Consider the following 19,446-nt stretch of genomic DNA (forward strand, 5'->3'; position numbering starts at 1 on the left):
AACTTCTTCATTTTAGCTTTAAGTTTTGCTACTTGTCTTGGTTTGTTTTAAAATTATTTAAATTGGAAATTAGAGTTATAAATAAAGTTATTGCTAATATAACTTGACTTTGATGGTTAGAAGGTGCAATTATTATAAGGGCGAGTATAGTCAATAAAATCAAAAAAACTACTTTTAAAATTTTTTCTTCTAAGGATAAACTGTTAAATCTTTTTATATTTTCTTTGATTTTATCAATCATTTTTCTTGTTAAAGATTAATGATTTTAAGGTACTTATTCGTGTTATCCTTTCACTGATATCATTTTCCACCATAGCTCTTTCTTTTTCTATTATTTCAAAAGGTAAAATTCCTTTTTTCTCAACTTTTTCTATAAAAGAGATAACATTCCATGATTTCTTTATTTTCTCTAGTTCACTTTCCAAATAATAATCATTTTCATCTAAAACTTCACCTTTTTCTTTTTTATCTGAAGTTTTTAACGAATTTTTTATAAAATCTATCTTCATTTTACTTTCCTCCAGAACAAAAATATCATAACATAATTATCGGCTGAATCCTCAAATTTCCTTAACACAAAGTCAAAATTTTATCTATGGCATCAATGTTGGATAAAGTCTTTATTCTGTTAAATAGATTTTGTAAATCTTTTGAAAAACTCTCTAATAAAGCAGTTTTTACACTTTCTAAGGTCAAGTTTTTTTCTTCTATTATTTGACATAAACCTAAATCTTGCAGCCATTTTATGTTGTAGTATTGGTGGTTTGAGGCTGCGTAGGGATAAGGGACGAATATCGCGTATTTTCCAAAGGCTAGTATTTCGTTTACAGTTCCGGAACCGCTTCTTGATATCACTATATCTGCAACTTCGTATAAATCTTCCATATGTTCGTAGTAATCGTAAATTGTTAGGTTTTGTAAATCCGTATTGTCAAATTCCCATTTTCCTTTTATTAAAATAAAGTTAATATCAGGCATGTCTTTGGCAAGTTGTACTGTTAGCTGAGATAACTTTTTTGAACCTTGACTTCCACCTAATACTAGAACGGTTTTTTTGTCTGTAGGTTTATACACATAGTTCTTTGCTCTTTCAATAATACTTCTTCTAAGGGGCATCCCTACCAAATACGTTTTTTTAGGATTGAAGAATTTACTGCTGTATTCAAACGTTATAAATATTTTTTCCGCAAAGAATGACAGTATTCGGTTTGTGTAAGAAGGTATAGAGTTTTGCTCATGGATGTATAATGGTGTTTTTGTTAAAAAAGAAGCAACTCCCAAAGGAAAGGATGTATAACCTCCAAAGCACAAAGAGAATGATGGTTCTTCTTTTTTTAGTAGTTTAACAACCTTCAAGGTCGTTTTTATTAACGAAATAGCTCCTTGTATCTTTCCTAAGAAGTTTTTTCCTCTAACGGCTTTCATCGGGAATAGATGTATCTCATCTGCGTATTCAAAGCCTTTTTTTCCTTCTATGCCTTTGTCTGTTCCTACATAGACTACTTTATAACCTTTTTCTTTTAGTGCTTGTGCTACTGCCAAAGCCGGATAGTAATGTCCTCCTGTTCCTCCACCAGATATAAAGACCGTTTTCATTCTATCTCCTTTTTGCATAAACAACTTTCACTGGTTCTTTTGAGATTCTTAAAAGAATTCCTATATATACAAAAGACATTATTAAAGATGAACCACCATAGCTGACAAAAGGTAAAGTAAATCCGGTAGAAGGGAAAAGGTTTAAATTTACAAATATATGAAAAATTGAGTTCATCGCTAAAATGTAGGTTACTCCAAGACCAAGTATTTGAGTAAATAAATCTTCCTTTTCAAGGGATGTCTTTATACCTCTGTAAAAAATTATGAAAAATAAAATCATAACTAAAGATGTTCCTATAAGACCTGTCTCTTCTCCTATAAGAGAAAATATGTAGTCTGTATGGATTTCCGGAAGGTATTTTAGTTTTTGAGTACCCATTCCTATTCCTTCTCCAAAAGGTCCTCCTTTTGCAAAGGATAGCATAGCCTGAAATGGTTGATAGCCTTCTTTTGAAGAAGGGTCTGGATTCAACCAACCTTTTAGTCTACTTACAGCATAATGACTTTTAAAGATGAAAAAGGCTATAAATATCGGAATTATTAAACCTACAGGAGCTAAAACATACTTTAACTTAGCTTTGGAAGAAAAAAGAATCAATCCTGTAAGTATAAACAAAAACAAAGCTGCACCTTTGTGAGGCTCTACAGCAACTAAAATACCTACAATTCCAACTACTGTATAAATAACGATAACCGGTTCTGGAGAGTTTAATTTTTCTTCTTTTCTGTCTAAATATTTAGCAAGAAACAAAACAGTTGCAAACTTTACAAATTCAGATGGCTGAAACTTAAAAAATCCAAGATTTATCCATCTTTTGGTTCCTGTTCCATCGGAAGGTAAAATAAGAACAACAATCAATAAAATTATTGAAATCAGAAAAATCAAGTAAGCATTTTTTTTCCAAAAACTTATAGGTGTTGCAAAAGCGATGTATCCAGCTATAGATGCCAGAATCAAAGCTAAAATATGTCTTTTTAAGTAGTAAAAAGGGTCTGTAGTAGATGTATAGGTAGCACTGTAAACAGCAACTATCCCTATGATAACCAACAAAACGAAAGATACAAATATTAACCAATCTACATAAAAACTTCTAACCATTTTTCTTTTCTAAACTTTTTACGATATTTTTAAACTGTTCTCCCCTGTCTGCATAACTTTTAAACATGTCAAAGCTTGCACATCCGGGGGAAAGTAAAACGGTATCTCCTTTTTCGGCATTTTCGTAAGCTTTCATAACAGCTTCTTCTAAATCTTGTGCTGTTTCTACCTGTGTAAATTTTTTTATCATATTTTTTATTTCTTCTTTGTCTCTTCCTATTACAATAGCTTTTTTAACTTTATTTTTTAACTTTTCTCTTAAAGTAGAAAAATCTCCACCTTTATTTATTCCACCTAAAATTAGTATAATCTTGTTATCAAAGCTATCGATGGCTTTTTCAACAGCTTGGACGGTAGTTGCTTTTGAGTCGTTGTAAAAGTAAATACCACCTATCTGTGATACAAACTCAATTCTGTGTGGAAGTGGCTGAAATTCTTCTATAACTTTTATAACTTTGTCAAAGTTTAGTTTATACATGTATGCTGACAGTATACTTGCCATTATGTTTTGTAAGTTATGTAGCCCTATGAGTTTAGGTTTTATTTTAAATTCAAGTTTAAAGCTATCTTTTAGTACCAAAACGTATCCATCTTTTTCTTTGTTTTTTAAGTATATCCCTTTCTTATCATCAGGAAGTTTTTGCAAAGAGAAGTAATATATTTTACTTTTGGCTTTGATGTTTTTCAGTAGATTATCATCGTAGTTAAGTATAAGAAAGTCATTTTCTGTCTGGTTTTTAAATATTTTGAATTTTGATAGAATGTAATGTCTCATCTTTTTGTGCCAATCAAGGTGGTCTTTTGAGATGTTAAGTATTACTGCTACGTTTGGTTTAAAGTTTTTTGTGGAGTAAAGCTGAAATGACGAAAGCTCTAAAACAGCCAGGTCATAGTTTTCTTCTAATGCGTTTATAAATGGAATTCCGTAGTTACCTCCTACAAATACATTCTTATTGGTTACATTTTTGAATATCTCATAAGTCAAGGATGTTGTGGTAGTCTTTCCATCTGTTCCAGTTATTGCGATAACATCTCCGTGGAAGTGTTTATAACCAAACTCAATCTCTGAAATTATAGGAATTCTTGTTTTTTTTGCAAATTTGTAAATTTCTTTGAAAAATGGAACTCCGGGAGATACTACTATTAAATCTATTCTTTCCGGATTGATAGCAGATAAATCATCATTTTCATCTAAAATTAGATTCTCAATCCCTTTTTTATCTAAGTAATTTTTTAAATCTGTTCCTGTCTTGCCTTTTCCATAGATTAGAATCATTTTATCTTCTCAACCTCAAAATTTGTTATATTTCTTTTCTCTTTGCTAAACTCTATCCCTATCATGTAAATCTCTTTATACTTGTCTTGGTATTTTTCGTAATACTTTTTCTCTTTTATCTGGTCCAATGCTTTTCCTTCTTGGGTTTCTTCTATCACTTTAAACTCTATTATGTAAACTTTGTCGTGTGCTATCACAGTTAGGTCTATCTTCCCTCTGTTTGTAGCATCTTCTGTGATGGTTGTTAAACCACTTCCGGTAAGTAGTGCGTATATTACAGATGCGTAAAATCCTTCATACTCTTGAATGTTGTTTTTCCTATACCAGTTTGTTGGTATGCTTGCAAAAAAGCTGTAAAGTGTTTGTTTTATTTTTTCTATGTCTGATGATAAAAAGGCTCTTATCAGGTTTAGCTGGGTTTTACTTGCTTGGGGTGGGGGTATTATATGGGTTAAAAATGCATCGTTGAAACTTGTTTTTACTTCAAGGTTTGGATATGTCAGTAGATAGTAGCTTTTGTTTGATATTCTGTAATGGTCTTTTATAGTCAGGTATCCGGATTGAAACAGTAGATTTTCCGGATATATGTAATCAATATCAAGGTTAGATAGTATCTCTTCTCCTACTTCTAAGTTCTCTAAATCTGGAAGGTAGTACTGGTTTTTTTGAAAGAGTTTTATCAAAAATGTGGGTGTTCCGGTTTCAAACCAGTAGGGTCTAAACATTTTGTTGGCAAATAGTAGTAGTATGTCAAATGGGTTGTAGACTGGCTCTCCTAACCAGTTGTAGCCGTTATACCATCTTTTTACTTCTTCTTTGTCAAAGTCTTTTATTCTGTCTTCAAAGACTGTCTCTAACTCTGTTTGGGTATATCCGCATATGGTTGCAAATTCTGGAAGTAGTGTTATATCCATAAGTTGGTTTAGCCCACTGAATATTGATACTTTTGAGAATCTTGATACTCCGGTCAAAAATACAAGGTGTAGATATGGGTCAGATGGTTTTAGTATCTCAAAGAATTTTTTGAGTACTTCTCTGTTGTTTTTTGCTTTTTGGGTGTCTTCTATAACATCCAGTATTGGTTTGTCGTACTCGTCTATCAATACCACTACTTTTTGGTTGTGTTTTTCATACAGTTTTTTGATTAGTTCTTGGAATTTTAGGTTTGGGTGTTGGTTTTGTAATTCTATTGAGTATTCACTTGCATTGGTGTCCAATAAGTAGTTAAGAGAATGTTCTAATCTTTCTATCGTGTCTGTTAAGGCTATGCTTAGATCTATCCTTACAACCGGATATTTTTTATCCCAATCCCAGTTATCATACAGGTATAGACCTTTAAACAGTTCTTTATTTCCACTGAATGCTTCTTTTAGAGTATCTAAAAATAGAGATTTTCCAAATCTTCTTGGTCTGCTTAAGAAAAAGTATTTTCCTTTTTCTTGTAGTTTTTTTACAAATGGTGTTTTGTCTACATAATAGTATCCTTCCGTAAGTATCTCTTTTAAATTCTGTACTCCTATTGGTAGTTTTTTCATTCTATCACCACGAACTGTTTTATTTTACATTTTAACATATTATTGGAGATAAAAATCACAAATAAATCCAATATAAATCCGTTTTAAATACGACTATCTATTTTGTGATATAATACTACGCGATATAGATAACGGTCTTTAGGAGGATATTTTGAATATTTTAAAATTAGTACTGATGGGGATTTTACTTTTTAATTTTTACAAATCTTACTCTCAAGAAGGTGCCTTAACTCCTTCTTCAAACCAAATAACATCTCCGGATACGGGACAAAAAGCACTACCTCCCTCAGATATTTTAAACCAGTTAAACCAAAATCAGACTATACAACCAAAGCAGTTAGAAAATCAGAAAAATACAAAGCAAAGTTCAGAAGAAAAAAAATCAGGTGTACAGGAGATTCAACAGCAAGAAGAACTTCAACAACAGGAAAATCTTTTGACTAAAAAAACTCTTCAAGAAGAGACTTCAGATTTAGAGGAAAATATAAATAAAATATACAAAGATATTCTTCAAAACAGAAAATTAAAACAGTTTGGATATGAATTTTTTAGAGTATCTCAAAAAGCGTTATCTCCGGTATCAGATGATTATGTATTGGGACCAGGAGATAACTTAAAAGTTTACCTATGGGGAGACCCGGTAGATATATTGTCTATCGATAGAGATTTAGATTTAACAGTATCAAGAGATGGAAGTGTATACATTCCAAACTTAGGTGTTATGACCGTAGCCGGATTAAAGATAGCTGATTTCAAAAAGATATTACAACAAAGACTATCAGGAAAATTTAAAAACCTTAAAGTCGATATAGTACTAAATAAGTTAAGAACTTTTAAGGTGTATGTTACAGGTTTTGTAAAAAATCCGGGTCAAATGACTGTAAATCCATTGGACACTCTGATAGATGCCATTACATACGCGGGTGGAGTAAGCAAATCTGGAACACTCAGAAATATAGAAATAAAAAGAAAAACTCCAGATGGCTTGATTACCTACAAAGTTGACCTTTATGATTTATTTATAAAAGGTATTCCTACAGATATAAAGTTAAAAGAAGAAGATACTATATATGTACCTCCTATTGGTGAGACTGTGGCAATATCCGGAGATGTTAAAAGACCAGCTATTTATGAGCTAAAATCAGAAAAAGAGTTAAAGGATATACTACAGTTTGCAGGAGGACTAAACCCATCAGCAAGTGAAGTTTACATCAGAATATCAAGATTTTCCAAAGATGGTGTAAACATCTACGAAGGAAACCTTACAGACGAAAACTTCTTGAAAACAAAACTACAAAACGGAGATTTTATATTCTTTGGTAAGAAACCAAATGTCATAGAAAACGCAGTTTTAGTTAAAGGAGATGTTTACTATCCTGGTTATTATTCAACAAATGACACCAAAACACTGAAGGAACTGTTGGAAAAAGCAAAACCTTTGATAAATGCAAACTATGTTCGTATCGTTAAGGCAGATAAATCTCAGCTTGATTTTAATTTAACAGACATATATCAGAAAAACATAGATGTTAATATTAACAAATCTGATGAAATAATCGTATACAGTAAATTTATAGAGGAACCTGTATATATATCTGGAGAAGTAGATAATCCAAAAACCATACCTTATTATCCGGATTTAACCCTTGTTGAAGCATTAAGGGATTTAAAGTTTAAAGAAGATATGAGAAAATTAAAAGCCATAGTAATCAGAGGTGAGGATTTTGAAGATATATTAAAAAAGCAAAAAATAAATTCACTCACTGATAAAGATTTGACAAATGACCTTCAATTGCAAAACAGATATCAATCGGTGTACCTGTATGACCTTCTTGTAAAGTACAATGATACTAAGAATGTTAAACTTTATCCTGGAGATGTGGTTATAATAACAAAAACGTACGCAAGTGAAAAGGCTCCTTCCGTTACTATACTTGGTGAAGTTAAACATCCGGGAAAATACGAAATAACTGACAGTACAACCTTGGCAGAGATAATTAAAAAAGCTGGAGGATACACAGAAAACGCTTTTCCTCAAGGTTTGATATTTATCAGAGAATCCGCTAAAAAGCTCCAAAAAGAAAAATTAGAAATAACAATGACCACTTTAGAAGAAGAGTTTATAAAATCCGCAAAACAACTAACTTATTCCAACGAAGAAGAAAAGCAAGCAGCTATGACTGCTCTTCAAGAGCAAAAAAATCTTTTGCAAATAATGAAGAAAAAAGCAGAATTTGGACTTGGTAGGATAGCTCTTGAGATACCACCTACAATTCAAGAACTAGAAAAATCAAACCAAAACATAAGACTGGAAGATAACGATTTGATAATAGTTCCATCAAGACCAAGTTATGTTCTTGTTTTAGGTGATGTTTATAATCAAGTAGCATTACCTTACATAAAAGGATACAAACTAAAAGATTACCTTGAAATGGTTGGTGGACCGGGTAAAAACGCAGATAAGAAAAATATTTATATAATAAAATCAAATGGAAGGGTAATATCAGCACAGTCTTATGGAAGGTCTTTCTTACTTTGGTCTGGAATAGAAGACTATCCACTTTCAGAAGGAGATACAATAGTAGTCCCATCTGAACTGAAAGTACCTATAATGTGGAGACCCCTTATAAAGGATGTAGTCCAGATAATATTCCAGTCTATATCAACAGCAGTATTGGCTAAGAGGTTATAATTATGGAAGAAAAAAATGTAAATACAACTTCTCAACAACAATGTTATGAAGATGAAATAGACCTTTTTCAACTTTGGGAAACCATATGGAACAATAGAAAATTTATAATGATTTTTACGGGAGTTATAACATTTTTAACGGGAGTGATATCTTTTATCCTACCAAAAACCTATACAAGTGAGGCTGTGATAGTTCCGATTTCAAAAAGTAGTGGTGGGAGTGGACTCTCCGCTATCGCTGCAATGGCAGGACTACCAGTAGGGACAGACCAAAATCAATCTAACGTAAAAGCTGTTTTAGAAAGCTTAACTTTAAGAGAAAGAGTGATAAAAGATTTGAATCTTATCGATGAGATACTTGAAGACTCAAAAGAAGAGTATAAGTATCCTTTACAAGTAGCTGCAGAAAAAATAAAGAAAAACATAAATGCTAATGTTAATCAAAAGGAAGGAACTATTAAAATAACCGTTGATTGGAAAAATCCAGAAATGGCTCAAAAGATAAATCAAAGTGTGATAGATAATTTAAGAAAAATCTTAAACGAGAAAGCTTTTACAGTTGCTAAAATGAACAGAGTTTTCTACGAAAATGAATTAGAAAAAACAAAACAACAATTAAAAGACGCTATGGAACAGCTAAACAAGTTCCAAAAAGAAAAGCAGGTAATAATGCCAGAAAATCAACTACAAAACCAGTTACAACTTTATGCCAACTTAATAGCAGAAAAATTACAACTTGAAGCTAAAATAAACTCTATGTCAACAGTCTTGACAGCAGATCATCCCCAGTTGAAAGAAGCTTATAACAGACTTGCGTACCTAAATCAAAAGATAGCGGAAGTTGAAGGAAAGATAAAAACAGACTCTCCTTTATCGACAGAGAAAACTTTATCTGTGATTCCCGATTATGCTCCTATATATATGAAAGTTCAGCAACTGAAAGCAAAATACGAAATTTTAGGAAAATTGTTGGAACAAGCAAGAATAGATGAACTTAAAGAGAACTTGTACGTAGAAGTGATAGACTATCCTACATATCCGGAAAAACCATCAAAACCAAAGAAAAGATTGATGGTAGCTGTAGCATTTGTAAGTAGTTTATTTTTAGCAATATTTATAGTCTTTATAAGAGAAGCTATAAAAAATAGAAAAAAACGATTTGCAAATTTATGATTTATGTGTTATATTTTTAATGTAAAAACAGTAGGGGGTAAAAAATCATGAAGAAATTTTTAGCAGGATTTGTAGCGTTTGCAATGTTAGGATTATCAACTCCAATCTTTGCAGATGAAGCAGCAGCAGGAGCAGGTGCAGGAAGTGGTGCAGGAGCGACAGGAGCAGGTGCTGCAGGAGTAGGAGCAGGTGCTGCGACAGCAGGTGCAGCGGTAGGAGCAGGTACATTAGCTGCAGTAGCTGTTCCAGCAGCGATAGTAGCTGTAGGTGTGGTAAGTGCTGTAGCTGTTAGTAGTTCATCCGATAGTGGAACGACACCTACTCATAGTACAACACCTACTCATTAACCTCTGATTATTAGGTTGTTATGTTTTATAAGAAAAGGGGGTTTTTTATACCCCTTTTTTTGTTTGCTTTCTTTCATTCATCTTACGGTGGTGAAAGTGTTTCCAACTTCGGTAGAACCGGATTGATAGAGAATCCATCAGCATACACTATAAAAGATGGACATTTAACACTCGGGTTATCCCATGTTTATCCTTACACAAGAGTCTTTATTAATTTAGGATTTCTTCCAAGGTTGGAGATTGGAGGAACAGTTACCCAAATAGAAAGTATCAGATTTTCAGAAGGTGTTTGGAAAAATTATGGTAAATATAAAGACAAAGCATTTTTTCTAAAATATCAACTTTTACCGGAAACCAGTTACTATCCTGCCATTTCTGTAGGATACGATGATTTTCACGGAACTAAACTTTTTGAAAGTAAATATATCGTAGCTACAAAGTACTTAGAAACTCCAATTCCACAGATTGTTACCTTAGGTTATTCAAAAGGTAAATTAAACGGAATTTTTGGAGGAACGGAAGTACTAATTCATCCAAAACTATCTTTTTTAGCGGAGTATTCACCTTTAAAAACGGAAGAACTTAAAGGTTTTTATGGTCACAGGTTAAAGAATTCAGAAAAAATAAACTATGGCATCAGTTTCAGACCGTACCAATGGTTTCAATCTAACGTTTTTGTTGAAAGAAACAAAAAAATAGGTTTTAATTTAAGTATTACAGCTCCTATGGGAAAGGGTCTTCCACACTTACCGAAACACTTTATTCTGTCTCAAGAAGATGTAAAGGAAATAAAAGAAGGTGACCAAGTTAAATTCTATGAAAAAGCTCTAAAACGTTTAGATTTAGATCATGAGAAAGTTTACATAGAACAAAGTACTTTAATTATAGAATACAACAACAACGGATATCTGTATGAAAGTGTCGCATTAAAAAAAGCTTTAGATATTCTAAAAGTTACATACTTTCCAAATGTTTCAAAGGTAAAGGTTATTTTAAAGTACAAAAACATACCTATCACTTCTTACGAATTTGAGGGTTATTCAGTAAACGAGTATATCAAAGGAAAAATAGATTTTACATACCTTATAAAGAACTCAAACTATGAAATATCTCCTATGTATGAATCAGCCAAAAAAATTTTTATAGATAAACCTTACTTTGATTTGAATATAAAATTTAGAACTTTTTTAAATGACCCTTCCGGGGCATTTAAGTATCAGTTTTCAGTGGATACAAGTGTTTATCAACAATTTTCTGATAGTGTATTTTTATCATCTACAATATCTCTACCTATTTACAACAATATCTCATCTTCAAATGAACCTTTGATGTCAAATCCTGTAAGGTCTGATGTGGCAGAGTACTTAAAGCAAAACAAACTTAGAGTTTACAACTTATCTATAAATTATTTTGACAACATCTTTAAAAACACTTTTGTTGGTATATCTGTTGGATACAACGAAATGATGTTTGCAGGAATAGGTGGGGACATTTTACACTTTTTTAAAGATGGAAGAATAGCTGTTGGTATAGGTGGTGATTATGTAAAAAAGAGAGACCCTTATAAAGTTTTAGGTTTCAAAGATTACTGGCTTTACGATTACTATGTAAGTGGATATTATCATTTTAAATATCCGGAAGTTCTTGTTAATGTGAAAGCCGGCAGATTTTTAGCTGGTGATAAAGGAGTGAGATTAGAAGTTTCAAGGAATATAAACGGTTTTGAAGTTGGTTTTTGGTATACAAAAAGTGATACATCTGATTTTATAGGAGAAAATAAAAACTATTCTGATAAAGGAGTTTTCATAAGAATTCCTTTAAGGATATTTAAACTAAAAGATACTAACCAAATTGCTTCATTTAGCTTAGCACCTTGGACAAGAGACGTAGGTCAGCTATCCGGAAGACCTGTCGATGTATATCAAACAGTAAAATCAAAAATGCCTTTCTTTATTCAAGACAACGCAGAAGCACAAGAGTAATAAAAACAATCATACTATTTAAAATTTTATGGTAAACTATTTAAAAATATTTGGTTAACGAGGTGGATTATGGATTTTATAAAAGGTCTTGCAGATAGAGTTTTAAGTGGAGAAAAACTATCTAAGGAAGATGGTTTAAAGATACTTTCTATAGAAGATGATTACGTTATGGATTTGGTGGAGGAGGCTGCGAAGGTTAGAGAGGCTGTGTTTAAAAATCAGATGGAGTTTTGTAGTCTTATAAATGCTAAAAATGGTGCATGTAGTGAAGATTGTTCTTTCTGTGCTCAATCATCTCATTTTAAAACACCTATAAATGCTTACTCTCTTGTAAGTAAACAGCAGATGCTTGAAGGTGCTGAAAAAGCTGTAATGATAAATGCAAACAGATACTGTATTGTGGTAAGTGGTAGGAGAGCAACCAAGGAAGAAGTTGAAAAAATCGCCGATGCTGTAAAAGAGATAACTAAAGCTTATCCGGTCAAGGTTTGTTGTTCACTTGGGACAATAGATGAAGAAGATTTAAAAGTATTAAAAGAATCCGGAGTAGATAGGATAAACCATAACCTTGAAACTTCGGAAGATTTCTTTAAAAACATCGTTACAACCCATACATGGAAAGAAAGATACGAAACCATTAAAAAAGTACAAAAGGTTGGACTATCTACATGTAGTGGTGGAATATTTGGTATGGGGGAGTCTGATGAAGACATAGTAGATTTAGCAATAACATACAGAGATTTAAAAGTGGATTCCATTCCTTTAAACTTTCTGATGCCAATACCCGGAACACCGCTTGGAAACGCACATAACCTTACTCCTTTAAAATGCTTAAAAATAGTAGCACTGTTTAGACTTTTTAATCCGGATGCAGAAATAAGGTTATGTGGAGGAAGAGAAGCAAATCTTAGAGAGTATCACGACGTAGCCTTTGAAGTGGCAAACTGTCTTATGGCAGGTGGCTATCTGACAAGAGCCGGTAGAGAGCCCGGCAAAGACGAGGAGATGGCAAGAAAGTTAGGAAGGGAACTTGTTAAGAACAAAGGAAACTTTATCAAAAATGTTGTAAGTTGAATTTTGCAATCAAACTATTAAATTTAGTATAATTAATAATCAACTGAACAAGTAAGAGGTAAAACTATGGATATATTGGAAGAAAGATTATCTCTTGTGGAAGAGACTATAATGAAGATTCTTTACATACAACAGGAGAATGAAATAGCGATTAACAAATTTGGAAAGGAAGTGGAAATTTTCAAAGACAATGTAGAAAAAATGATTATTGAAATGAAACAAAATACAGAAAATCTTAAACAAGAGATGAAAGAGTTTAAAGATGAGATGAGACAGTTTAAAGAAAACACAGAAAAAATAATTGCCGAGATGAAACAGGATACTGAAATTCTTAAACAAGAGATGAAACAGTTTAAATATGAGATGAAGGAAGAACATAGAAAAATGAACAAACAGTGGGGAGAACTTGCCAACAAAATGGGAACTATAGTTGAGGATATAATATTCCCGGCTACAAAACCAGTCCTTGAAAAATACTTTAATTGTGAATTAACGGACCTTGGTATGAATATAAAAAGGAAAAGAGGTAACTTAAAAGATGAGTTTGACGTGATAGCTGTAAGTGAGCCATGTAAAACGGTGTATTTGATAGAGGTAAAAGCAACTCCAAAAGTAGAGTATATAAACGAATTTAAAGACAAAAAGATAAACAGGTTTAGGAATTTATATCCGGAATACAACGATTATAAACTGGTTCCAATATTAGGCTCTTTAAGAATAGAAGATGATATTTTAAACTATCTAACAAAAAACGGCATTTATGGGATGGCTTACAGAGAATTGGATTGTATGGATATATTAAGCTTTGAAGATATAAATAAAGCAAATTAAGGAATGAAGATGGATAAGATACTGGTTCATATATGTTGTGGAGTAGATAGTGTTTACGCGTTGAGAAAGTTAAAGGAAGATTTTCCAAACAGTCAGCTTATAGGCTATTTTTATGACCCTAACATACATCCTGAGGAAGAGTTTGAACTCAGATGGATTGAAACAAAAAGAGTGTGTGATGAACTTTCGATAGAGTGTATCAAAGGAGAGTATGAGCTGGATAGATGGGTTGAAGCTGTAAAAGGTTATGAAAATGAGCCAGAAAGAGGAGAAAGATGTACAATCTGCCACGATGTAAGATTATCAAAAAGTGCTTACGTTGCAAAACAACTTGGTTGTAATAAAATGACAACGGTTTTGATGATGAGTCCTAAAAAAGACTTTGACGTGTTAAAGGAAGTAGGAGAGAAAGTAGCATCCCAGTATGGTATAGAGTTTTTAGCTGTTGATTTTAGAAAAAACGGTGGAACTCAGATAATGAACAAACTCTCAAAGGAATCTCAACTGTATCATCAAAACTACTGTGGTTGTATATACGGACTTTTTGGTCAAAAGAAAAATGTAGAGTTTTATCCGGAACTTGTATCCTTTGGAAAAGGAAGGTTAGCAGGGAGTAGAGAAGAGCTTTTGTTTGTAAAGCAGATAAGACTTTTTGCAGAAAACCTTGGATTAGAATGTAAAGAGGAAGAGTTTAGTTTTATAGGATGGAGACTGATATCTTCCTCTGTAAAGTTAAACAAAGATTATGTAAACCATAAAGTCCTTCCATACTCGGCAACTATCAAAGGAGTTGTAAGAGGAACAGTTTTAGATGTGGATGGTAATAAAGTGTTATTAAATAAGGATAATGTAGAAGTATTTTTAACCGACAGTCTCAATGAACCTGTTTTACACGAACATAGAGCTTTTACAAAACCTGTATTTTTTATATCTGAAAAAGTTAATGTAGGTGATAAGTTAGAGTTTCAGTTGAAAGCAGAGTTTGACCCTACCATGAAATCACAGAATCTTTACATAGGTGATAGAGAAACCTTTAAAGAAATTAAAGAGTTTTACAGTGATACAGATATGGAAGGAAATCAGGGCTACAAGTTAGAGGAAATTTGCAGATTTATAGAAAACAACAAAGATAGTATAAAAAAAGGTGAGTTGATGGTAGCAATTTACGGAGCTCACTTGGTTGGTAATCTTGGTAAGAGATTTTCTTCTATACGTACTCTGGAGTTTTCTGCTCAATAAGTTTTTTATTTAGCTTTTGAATGCTGTAGCAAAAGGAAGAGTGGGACCAAGTAAGAGGACATACAGATAGAGGTTCTCCTGTATAAGGGTCAAACTGCTCTGCCAAAAGCCCTGCTTGAGTTCTTCTTTTTAAAACCCAGTTTAGTAATGAAAAGGCTTTATCGAAAAGACCTACCTCCGTGTACCAGTTTGCAAGCCATAAAGTGGTTATTATCCAAGGGTTTCCGGGGGTGTTTTCTGATACTCTGTGGTAGTAATCGTTTTCGTACCTTGCAAGACCACCTATTCCATCTTTTATCCATAACCCTTCTTCTATGGCTTTTACCGTGTTTATCATCCGGTAATCTTCCGCTTCTACCACGTCAAACTCATGGATAAGTAAGAGACTACTCTCCAACGTTTTATCTTTTATGATGTTTCCGTTCTTATCTTTGTATATGCCTCTTAAAAATCTTCCGGATTCTTCGTCGTAAAGGTAGGTTAGTATCGCCTCTCTTATTTTTTCAGCTTTTTCTTTGTATATAACCGCTTCTTCCTTGTTTCCTACCAAAACTGCCAATTTAGATGCAGCTACAAGTCCAGCGTAAACGGTTGAAGCTGTGTAAGTAAACACTCCCCTTCTTTCTTCCCATAAATCGTAACTTTCTAAAGGTAAGTGGGTTTTAGGGTCTGTGTAGCTTACCATAAAGTTTGCTGCTTTTCTTACAAAACCGTTGTACATCATATCTATGAATTCTACATCTTTGCTGTTTAAGTAATGGTTGTACAAAGCAACCACAACTAACGCTGTTTCATCTTCCTGAATTGGAAGTTGGTAGTTTTCATCTTCATCACACCACGGATGCCAAGATGAGCCAGCTGTTCCATCAGGAGAGTATTTGTGAAGTAAATACCCATAGTTTGTTATGTGTTTTTTACAAAACTTAAAGAATTTTTCGGTTAAACGGGTGTATCCGGCGTTATCTAATGCCATACAGATAAAAGCACCATCACGAGGCCATAGATAGCTGTAATGGTCTTTGTTGAATTTGTATATTGATGTGTCGTTTGCAGCAACAACAGCTCCTTCGTTATCAAAGTGTGCTTTTATCGTTAACAAACTTCTGTAATACTGATTTTTTAAGTCTCTTGATAAAGCCGGAATTAGTCTATCCTTTGTTTTTATCCAGCTTTTCCAGTAATCTTCCGTTTCTTCTAAAAGATGTTCCAATCCTTCCTTTTCCACTTTATTTTTTAGATTTTCAATCTCTTCGTATTTTTTTCCAACGAGGATGTAGTAGAAAAATTCTTTTGATTCTAGTGGTTGAAGTTCCCCTTTTACTCCCCATCCACTGTCTATCTCTCCTTGCATTATTTTTGTCTTTGATAGTATTCCGGATTCTATCTCTTTCCATGCTCCGGATTCGTGATTTTTCTTTGCTACTGTGTATTCGTAATCAAGACCTTCCGATGAAATATAAACATAAGTGGAACCTTTGTAGTGAATCAAACCTTTTAACTTTGGGTCGTAGTAAGCGGTGTTTCCAATTTCGGATTCGTTTAATCTAAAACAGTGATAAAAAAATACTTTAAAATCTTGTTTTTCTGAGGATAGATTTGTTATCTTAACTTTGTGAATCAGGATATCACTGTACTTGTGAATTGTTGATGTAAATTCTAATTTTATGTGAAGGTCCTGATTTGTTGCTGTAATTTTTGCAACTAAAGAGTTTTCTTTGTAATCAAAACTTTTTTCCCAACTATCATCTATCCATCTAAACTTTCCATTTACCCATACTCCTATGCTGTTTGCTTGTGAGTTTAGATGGTTGTACATTCCAACGTATGGAAAGTAAAAATCTCTTATGGCAATATCTTTATCTATGTTTACAAAAAATCTTCCATTACTTAAAACTATCTCTTTATTCATTCAAAATACTCCTGATCTCTTTTTTGGATAAGTATCTGTATTGGTAAGGTTTTAAATGTCCTAAATCTATACTATCTATTTTAATCCGGATTAACCTTTTTACTCTATGACCAAAACTATCCATGAATCTTCTTATTATCCTTTTTTTACCACTGTGTATCTCAACAAGTAGCCATGTTGAGTTATCCTTTACTTCTAAAATTTTTATATCATCCGGTTTAAAAAATCCATCTTCTAAAACTGTTCCTTCTTTCATCTTATTTAATGTCTCTTGTGAGACTACACCTTCTACCAACACTTTGTAAACTTTTTTTATCTGACTCTTTGGATGGGCTACTTTGTTTGCAAACTCTCCATCGTTTGTCAGTATCAAAAGTCCTTCACTGTTGTAATCAAGTCTTCCAACGGGAAACACTTTATGGTTTATTTTCAGCTCTCTTAACAAATCTGTAAGGGTTTTTCTTCCAAATCTATCTTTGCCTAATGCCGACAGGTATCCAACAGGTTTGTATATGACAATGTATACTTTTTCTTCTTGTGGTTTTATAACTTTTCCTTCCACTTCTACTTTGTCTTTTTCCGGGTCCACCTTTGTACCTAAATCTTTTACTATCTGACCGTTTACTTTTACTTTTCCCTGTAGTATAAGGTCATCTGCTTTTCTTCTGGAGCAGTATCCGGATTGTGCTATATACTTGTTGAGTCTTACCATTTTTGTACAACTACAAACTTTCTTTCTGGTAAACCTTTAAACTTCATCGATGTGGTATATGGTTTGAGCTCTTCTTCTACTTCTTTTCCTTTCATTATTATCAGTAGCCCACCTTCTTTTAAGAGGTTTTTACCTATTTTCAAAACTTCAAAGGTTTCTCCCGTTGCTCTACTTACCACTATGTCAAATTTTTCTTCAACTTCTTCCGCTCTTTTACATAAAACTGTGTAATTTATTTTTAGTTCTTTTGATAACATCTCTAAGAAAATACATTTTTTTCCTACAGACTCTATTAGGTATAGGTCTATTTTGTCTTGGTAGTATATTTTCAGTGGCACTCCCGGAAAGCCGGCTCCAGTTCCAAAGTCAGCTATTTTTTTCCCAGATACATCTATTGCTTTACTTTCAAAAAGTTTGACCAAAGTTAAACTGTCTAAAAAATGTTTTGTTACTATCTCTTCTTTTTTTCTGATTGATGTAAGGTTGTAGACTTTATTCCACTTTAAAAGCATATTTAGGTATGTTTGGAATTTTTCAAGTTGGTTTTGGGAGAGTTCTATACCGTTTTGTTTTGCAAGGTCGTAAAGTAAGTCTATCATTTTAAAACCTTTTTGGTTTTTATGTAAAAGATGTACAAATCAAGTTCAGATTGGGTAAGATTTAAATCTTGACAGATTTTTTCTAAGGCTTCTTCACATTCAAGGTAAACTTTTTTCGTTATTGTTTTTCTTGGACTGACTAATCCGGATTCAAATAAAAATCTTGATATATGTCTGTCTATTATAGCCACATCGTCAAAACCTACATTTCTTAAAAAGTGGGATGCTTCTTTGTAGCCGTATCCTTTAACATTTTTTACAAGATTTTCTCTTACTTTTTTTCCATCTTTTTCTTTTGCTATATCTATTAGAAAATCTTCCAAATCTCTCAGAAGTACTATCCTTTCTGCTCTCTGCACAGCAAACCTATGACCGTGAGAACTTATTATCTGATAGAGTTTTTCTAAAGGATAACTTTTGAATCCTTCTATCCCTACTTCAGCTTGTATTTTTATTCCGGATGAAGCTTTGAAGTTTGCAGTCAATATACAAAAACAAGCTTCCGAGAATACATCTGCTTGATAAGGTTGAATGTTTAGAAAAGGTTTAAAATCAAAGGTTGTTATTCCTTTTTCTTTAAGATTTTTAAACTGTGATATCCTTTCTTTTACTTTGTCTGAAACTTCAAGTATAGCTTTTTCTATAGACTCTTTTGGTGGAATCAAATTTTTGGAACACCTCTCAAAACGTTGTATCCGTTATAAAAAACTCCTTCTGAATCTACAAATACGTTGTGGATTATCTCTCTTCCACTTATTTTTACTTCTTGTTCATCAAAGACTATTTTTAACTTGTCTGCATTTCCTATGGTTTCAAAGGTTACTTTGTTAGTAAAGTAAACTGTTTTACTTTCTCCTTCCTTTAGATTTATTATTGTTTTTTCTCCGTCAACATTCATCGTTATCCACACGTCTCCTTCTGAGATAAGGGTTATGTGGTCTATCGGATTTTGTGTTTCCCTCTGATTTTGGAAATCTGATGGATTAGAGTAACTTTGTTTTATCTGATTTATTTGAATATTCGTAGTTTTGTTAAAAAGGTTGGCATTTGCGTAAATAAACAAAAGTAAAACTAAACCTGCAACTGTGTGTGGAAACAACTTTACAAATACGTTTAAAACCTTAGTATCTATTCCCGGATTTTTAGGTATCATGTTTTCATCTTTATTCTCTTGTGGAATATCTATATTCAGAAATTTAGCAACTTTTTTAGCGTAAAGTCTGCCATAAGAGTCTTTGGTAGAAAAGTCTTCATCATTTTCTAACTTTTCAAGAATGTACACTGGAATATCCAACTCTTGAGATAATCTTTCTAAAGAAAATCCTCTTGTTTCCCTCTCTAATCTTAATGTTTCATTGAATTTCACTTTTCGGCATCCGAAGG

18 protein-coding genes are annotated in these 19,446 nt (G+C 32.7%); 7 read left to right on the forward strand and 11 right to left on the reverse strand.

All coding sequences use genetic code 11. The features are described from left to right. Positions 1-28 precede the first annotated feature (28 nt). The 6 genes from NE054_RS00970 to NE054_RS00995 all read right to left on the reverse strand — a co-directional run bounded on the left by NE054_RS00970 (position 29) and on the right by NE054_RS00995 (position 5,506). Positions 29-241, reverse strand: coding sequence for a hypothetical protein (locus tag NE054_RS00970; protein ID WP_297887305.1), 213 nt, complete (start codon positions 239-241; stop codon positions 29-31). Continuing rightward, positions 234-509, reverse strand: coding sequence for a hypothetical protein (locus tag NE054_RS00975; protein ID WP_297887307.1), 276 nt, complete (start codon positions 507-509; stop codon positions 234-236). The genes NE054_RS00970 and NE054_RS00975 overlap by 8 nt, the downstream gene beginning before the upstream one ends. 61 nt (positions 510-570) lie before the next feature. After that, the gene (gene murG / locus NE054_RS00980; protein ID WP_297887311.1) at positions 571-1,596 is read right to left on the reverse strand and encodes an undecaprenyldiphospho-muramoylpentapeptide beta-N-acetylglucosaminyltransferase; all 1,026 of its coding nucleotides are present in this window, start codon (positions 1,594-1,596) and stop codon (positions 571-573) included. Position 1,597: 1 nt separating this feature from the next. Then, positions 1,598-2,695: a putative lipid II flippase FtsW gene (gene ftsW / locus NE054_RS00985; RefSeq protein WP_297887314.1), complete on the reverse strand. Its 1,098-nt coding sequence runs from the start codon at positions 2,693-2,695 to the stop codon at positions 1,598-1,600. Further along, on the reverse strand, positions 2,688-3,971 hold the full coding sequence (gene murD, locus NE054_RS00990; protein WP_297887316.1) for a UDP-N-acetylmuramoyl-L-alanine--D-glutamate ligase: 1,284 nt from the start codon (positions 3,969-3,971) through the stop codon (positions 2,688-2,690). Before murD ends, ftsW begins: the two co-directional genes overlap by 8 nt. Further along, on the reverse strand, positions 3,968-5,506 hold the full coding sequence (locus NE054_RS00995; RefSeq protein WP_297887318.1) for an ATP-binding protein: 1,539 nt from the start codon (positions 5,504-5,506) through the stop codon (positions 3,968-3,970). The genes murD and NE054_RS00995 overlap by 4 nt, the downstream gene beginning before the upstream one ends. 151 nt (positions 5,507-5,657) lie before the next feature. On the opposite strand from NE054_RS00995, the gene NE054_RS01000 reads away from it, so the two are divergent. From NE054_RS01000 to NE054_RS01030, 7 genes are all read left to right on the forward strand, one after another. Further along, entirely contained in the window at positions 5,658-8,198 is a 2,541-nt protein-coding gene (locus NE054_RS01000) for an SLBB domain-containing protein (RefSeq protein WP_297887320.1), read from the forward strand. A 2-nt stretch (positions 8,199-8,200) separates the two neighbouring features. After that, a complete protein-coding gene (locus tag NE054_RS01005) occupies positions 8,201-9,370 on the forward strand; it encodes a Wzz/FepE/Etk N-terminal domain-containing protein (RefSeq protein WP_297887322.1) in 1,170 nt (389 codons plus the stop codon). Between the two features lie 47 nt (positions 9,371-9,417). Then, positions 9,418-9,717, forward strand: a complete 300-nt coding sequence (locus tag NE054_RS01010; RefSeq protein WP_297887324.1) for a hypothetical protein — start codon at positions 9,418-9,420, stop codon at positions 9,715-9,717. 59 nt (positions 9,718-9,776) lie between these two features. After that, positions 9,777-11,699, forward strand: coding sequence for a YjbH domain-containing protein (locus NE054_RS01015; RefSeq protein WP_297887327.1), 1,923 nt, complete (start codon positions 9,777-9,779; stop codon positions 11,697-11,699). A 69-nt stretch (positions 11,700-11,768) separates the two neighbouring features. Beyond that, positions 11,769-12,773, forward strand: a complete 1,005-nt coding sequence (gene bioB, locus NE054_RS01020) for a biotin synthase BioB (protein WP_297887329.1) — start codon at positions 11,769-11,771, stop codon at positions 12,771-12,773. A gap of 66 nt (positions 12,774-12,839) precedes the next feature. Continuing rightward, the gene (locus tag NE054_RS01025; protein WP_297887331.1) at positions 12,840-13,604 is read left to right on the forward strand and encodes a hypothetical protein; all 765 of its coding nucleotides are present in this window, start codon (positions 12,840-12,842) and stop codon (positions 13,602-13,604) included. A 9-nt stretch (positions 13,605-13,613) separates the two neighbouring features. Then, complete coding sequence (locus NE054_RS01030) at positions 13,614-14,843, forward strand: epoxyqueuosine reductase QueH (protein ID WP_297887333.1); 1,230 nt, start codon at positions 13,614-13,616, stop codon at positions 14,841-14,843. On the opposite strand, the gene NE054_RS01035 is transcribed toward NE054_RS01030, so the two are convergent. Genes NE054_RS01035 through NE054_RS01055 form a run of 5 tightly spaced genes read right to left on the reverse strand, consistent with a single transcriptional unit; the run spans position 14,812 to position 19,429 of the window. Next, the gene (locus NE054_RS01035) at positions 14,812-16,752 is read right to left on the reverse strand and encodes a glycoside hydrolase family 15 protein (RefSeq protein WP_297887335.1); all 1,941 of its coding nucleotides are present in this window, start codon (positions 16,750-16,752) and stop codon (positions 14,812-14,814) included. The genes NE054_RS01030 and NE054_RS01035 overlap by 32 nt on opposite strands. Beyond that, positions 16,745-17,464 (reverse strand): pseudouridine synthase, encoded by a 720-nt coding sequence (locus NE054_RS01040; RefSeq protein WP_297887337.1) that lies wholly within the window; start codon positions 17,462-17,464, stop codon positions 16,745-16,747. Before NE054_RS01040 ends, NE054_RS01035 begins: the two co-directional genes overlap by 8 nt. Continuing rightward, positions 17,458-18,063, reverse strand: coding sequence for a 16S rRNA (guanine(527)-N(7))-methyltransferase RsmG (gene rsmG, locus NE054_RS01045; protein ID WP_297887340.1), 606 nt, complete (start codon positions 18,061-18,063; stop codon positions 17,458-17,460). Before rsmG ends, NE054_RS01040 begins: the two co-directional genes overlap by 7 nt. Continuing rightward, positions 18,060-18,728, reverse strand: a complete 669-nt coding sequence (locus NE054_RS01050; protein ID WP_297887343.1) for an N-glycosylase/DNA lyase — start codon at positions 18,726-18,728, stop codon at positions 18,060-18,062. The genes rsmG and NE054_RS01050 overlap by 4 nt, the downstream gene beginning before the upstream one ends. Next, the gene (locus NE054_RS01055) at positions 18,725-19,429 is read right to left on the reverse strand and encodes a helix-turn-helix domain-containing protein (protein ID WP_297887346.1); all 705 of its coding nucleotides are present in this window, start codon (positions 19,427-19,429) and stop codon (positions 18,725-18,727) included. Before NE054_RS01055 ends, NE054_RS01050 begins: the two co-directional genes overlap by 4 nt. Positions 19,430-19,446: the final 17 nt, after the last annotated feature.

It is taken from the genome of Sulfurihydrogenibium sp., assembly GCF_027448985.1.
GTDB lineage: Bacteria > Aquificota > Aquificia > Aquificales > Hydrogenothermaceae > Sulfurihydrogenibium.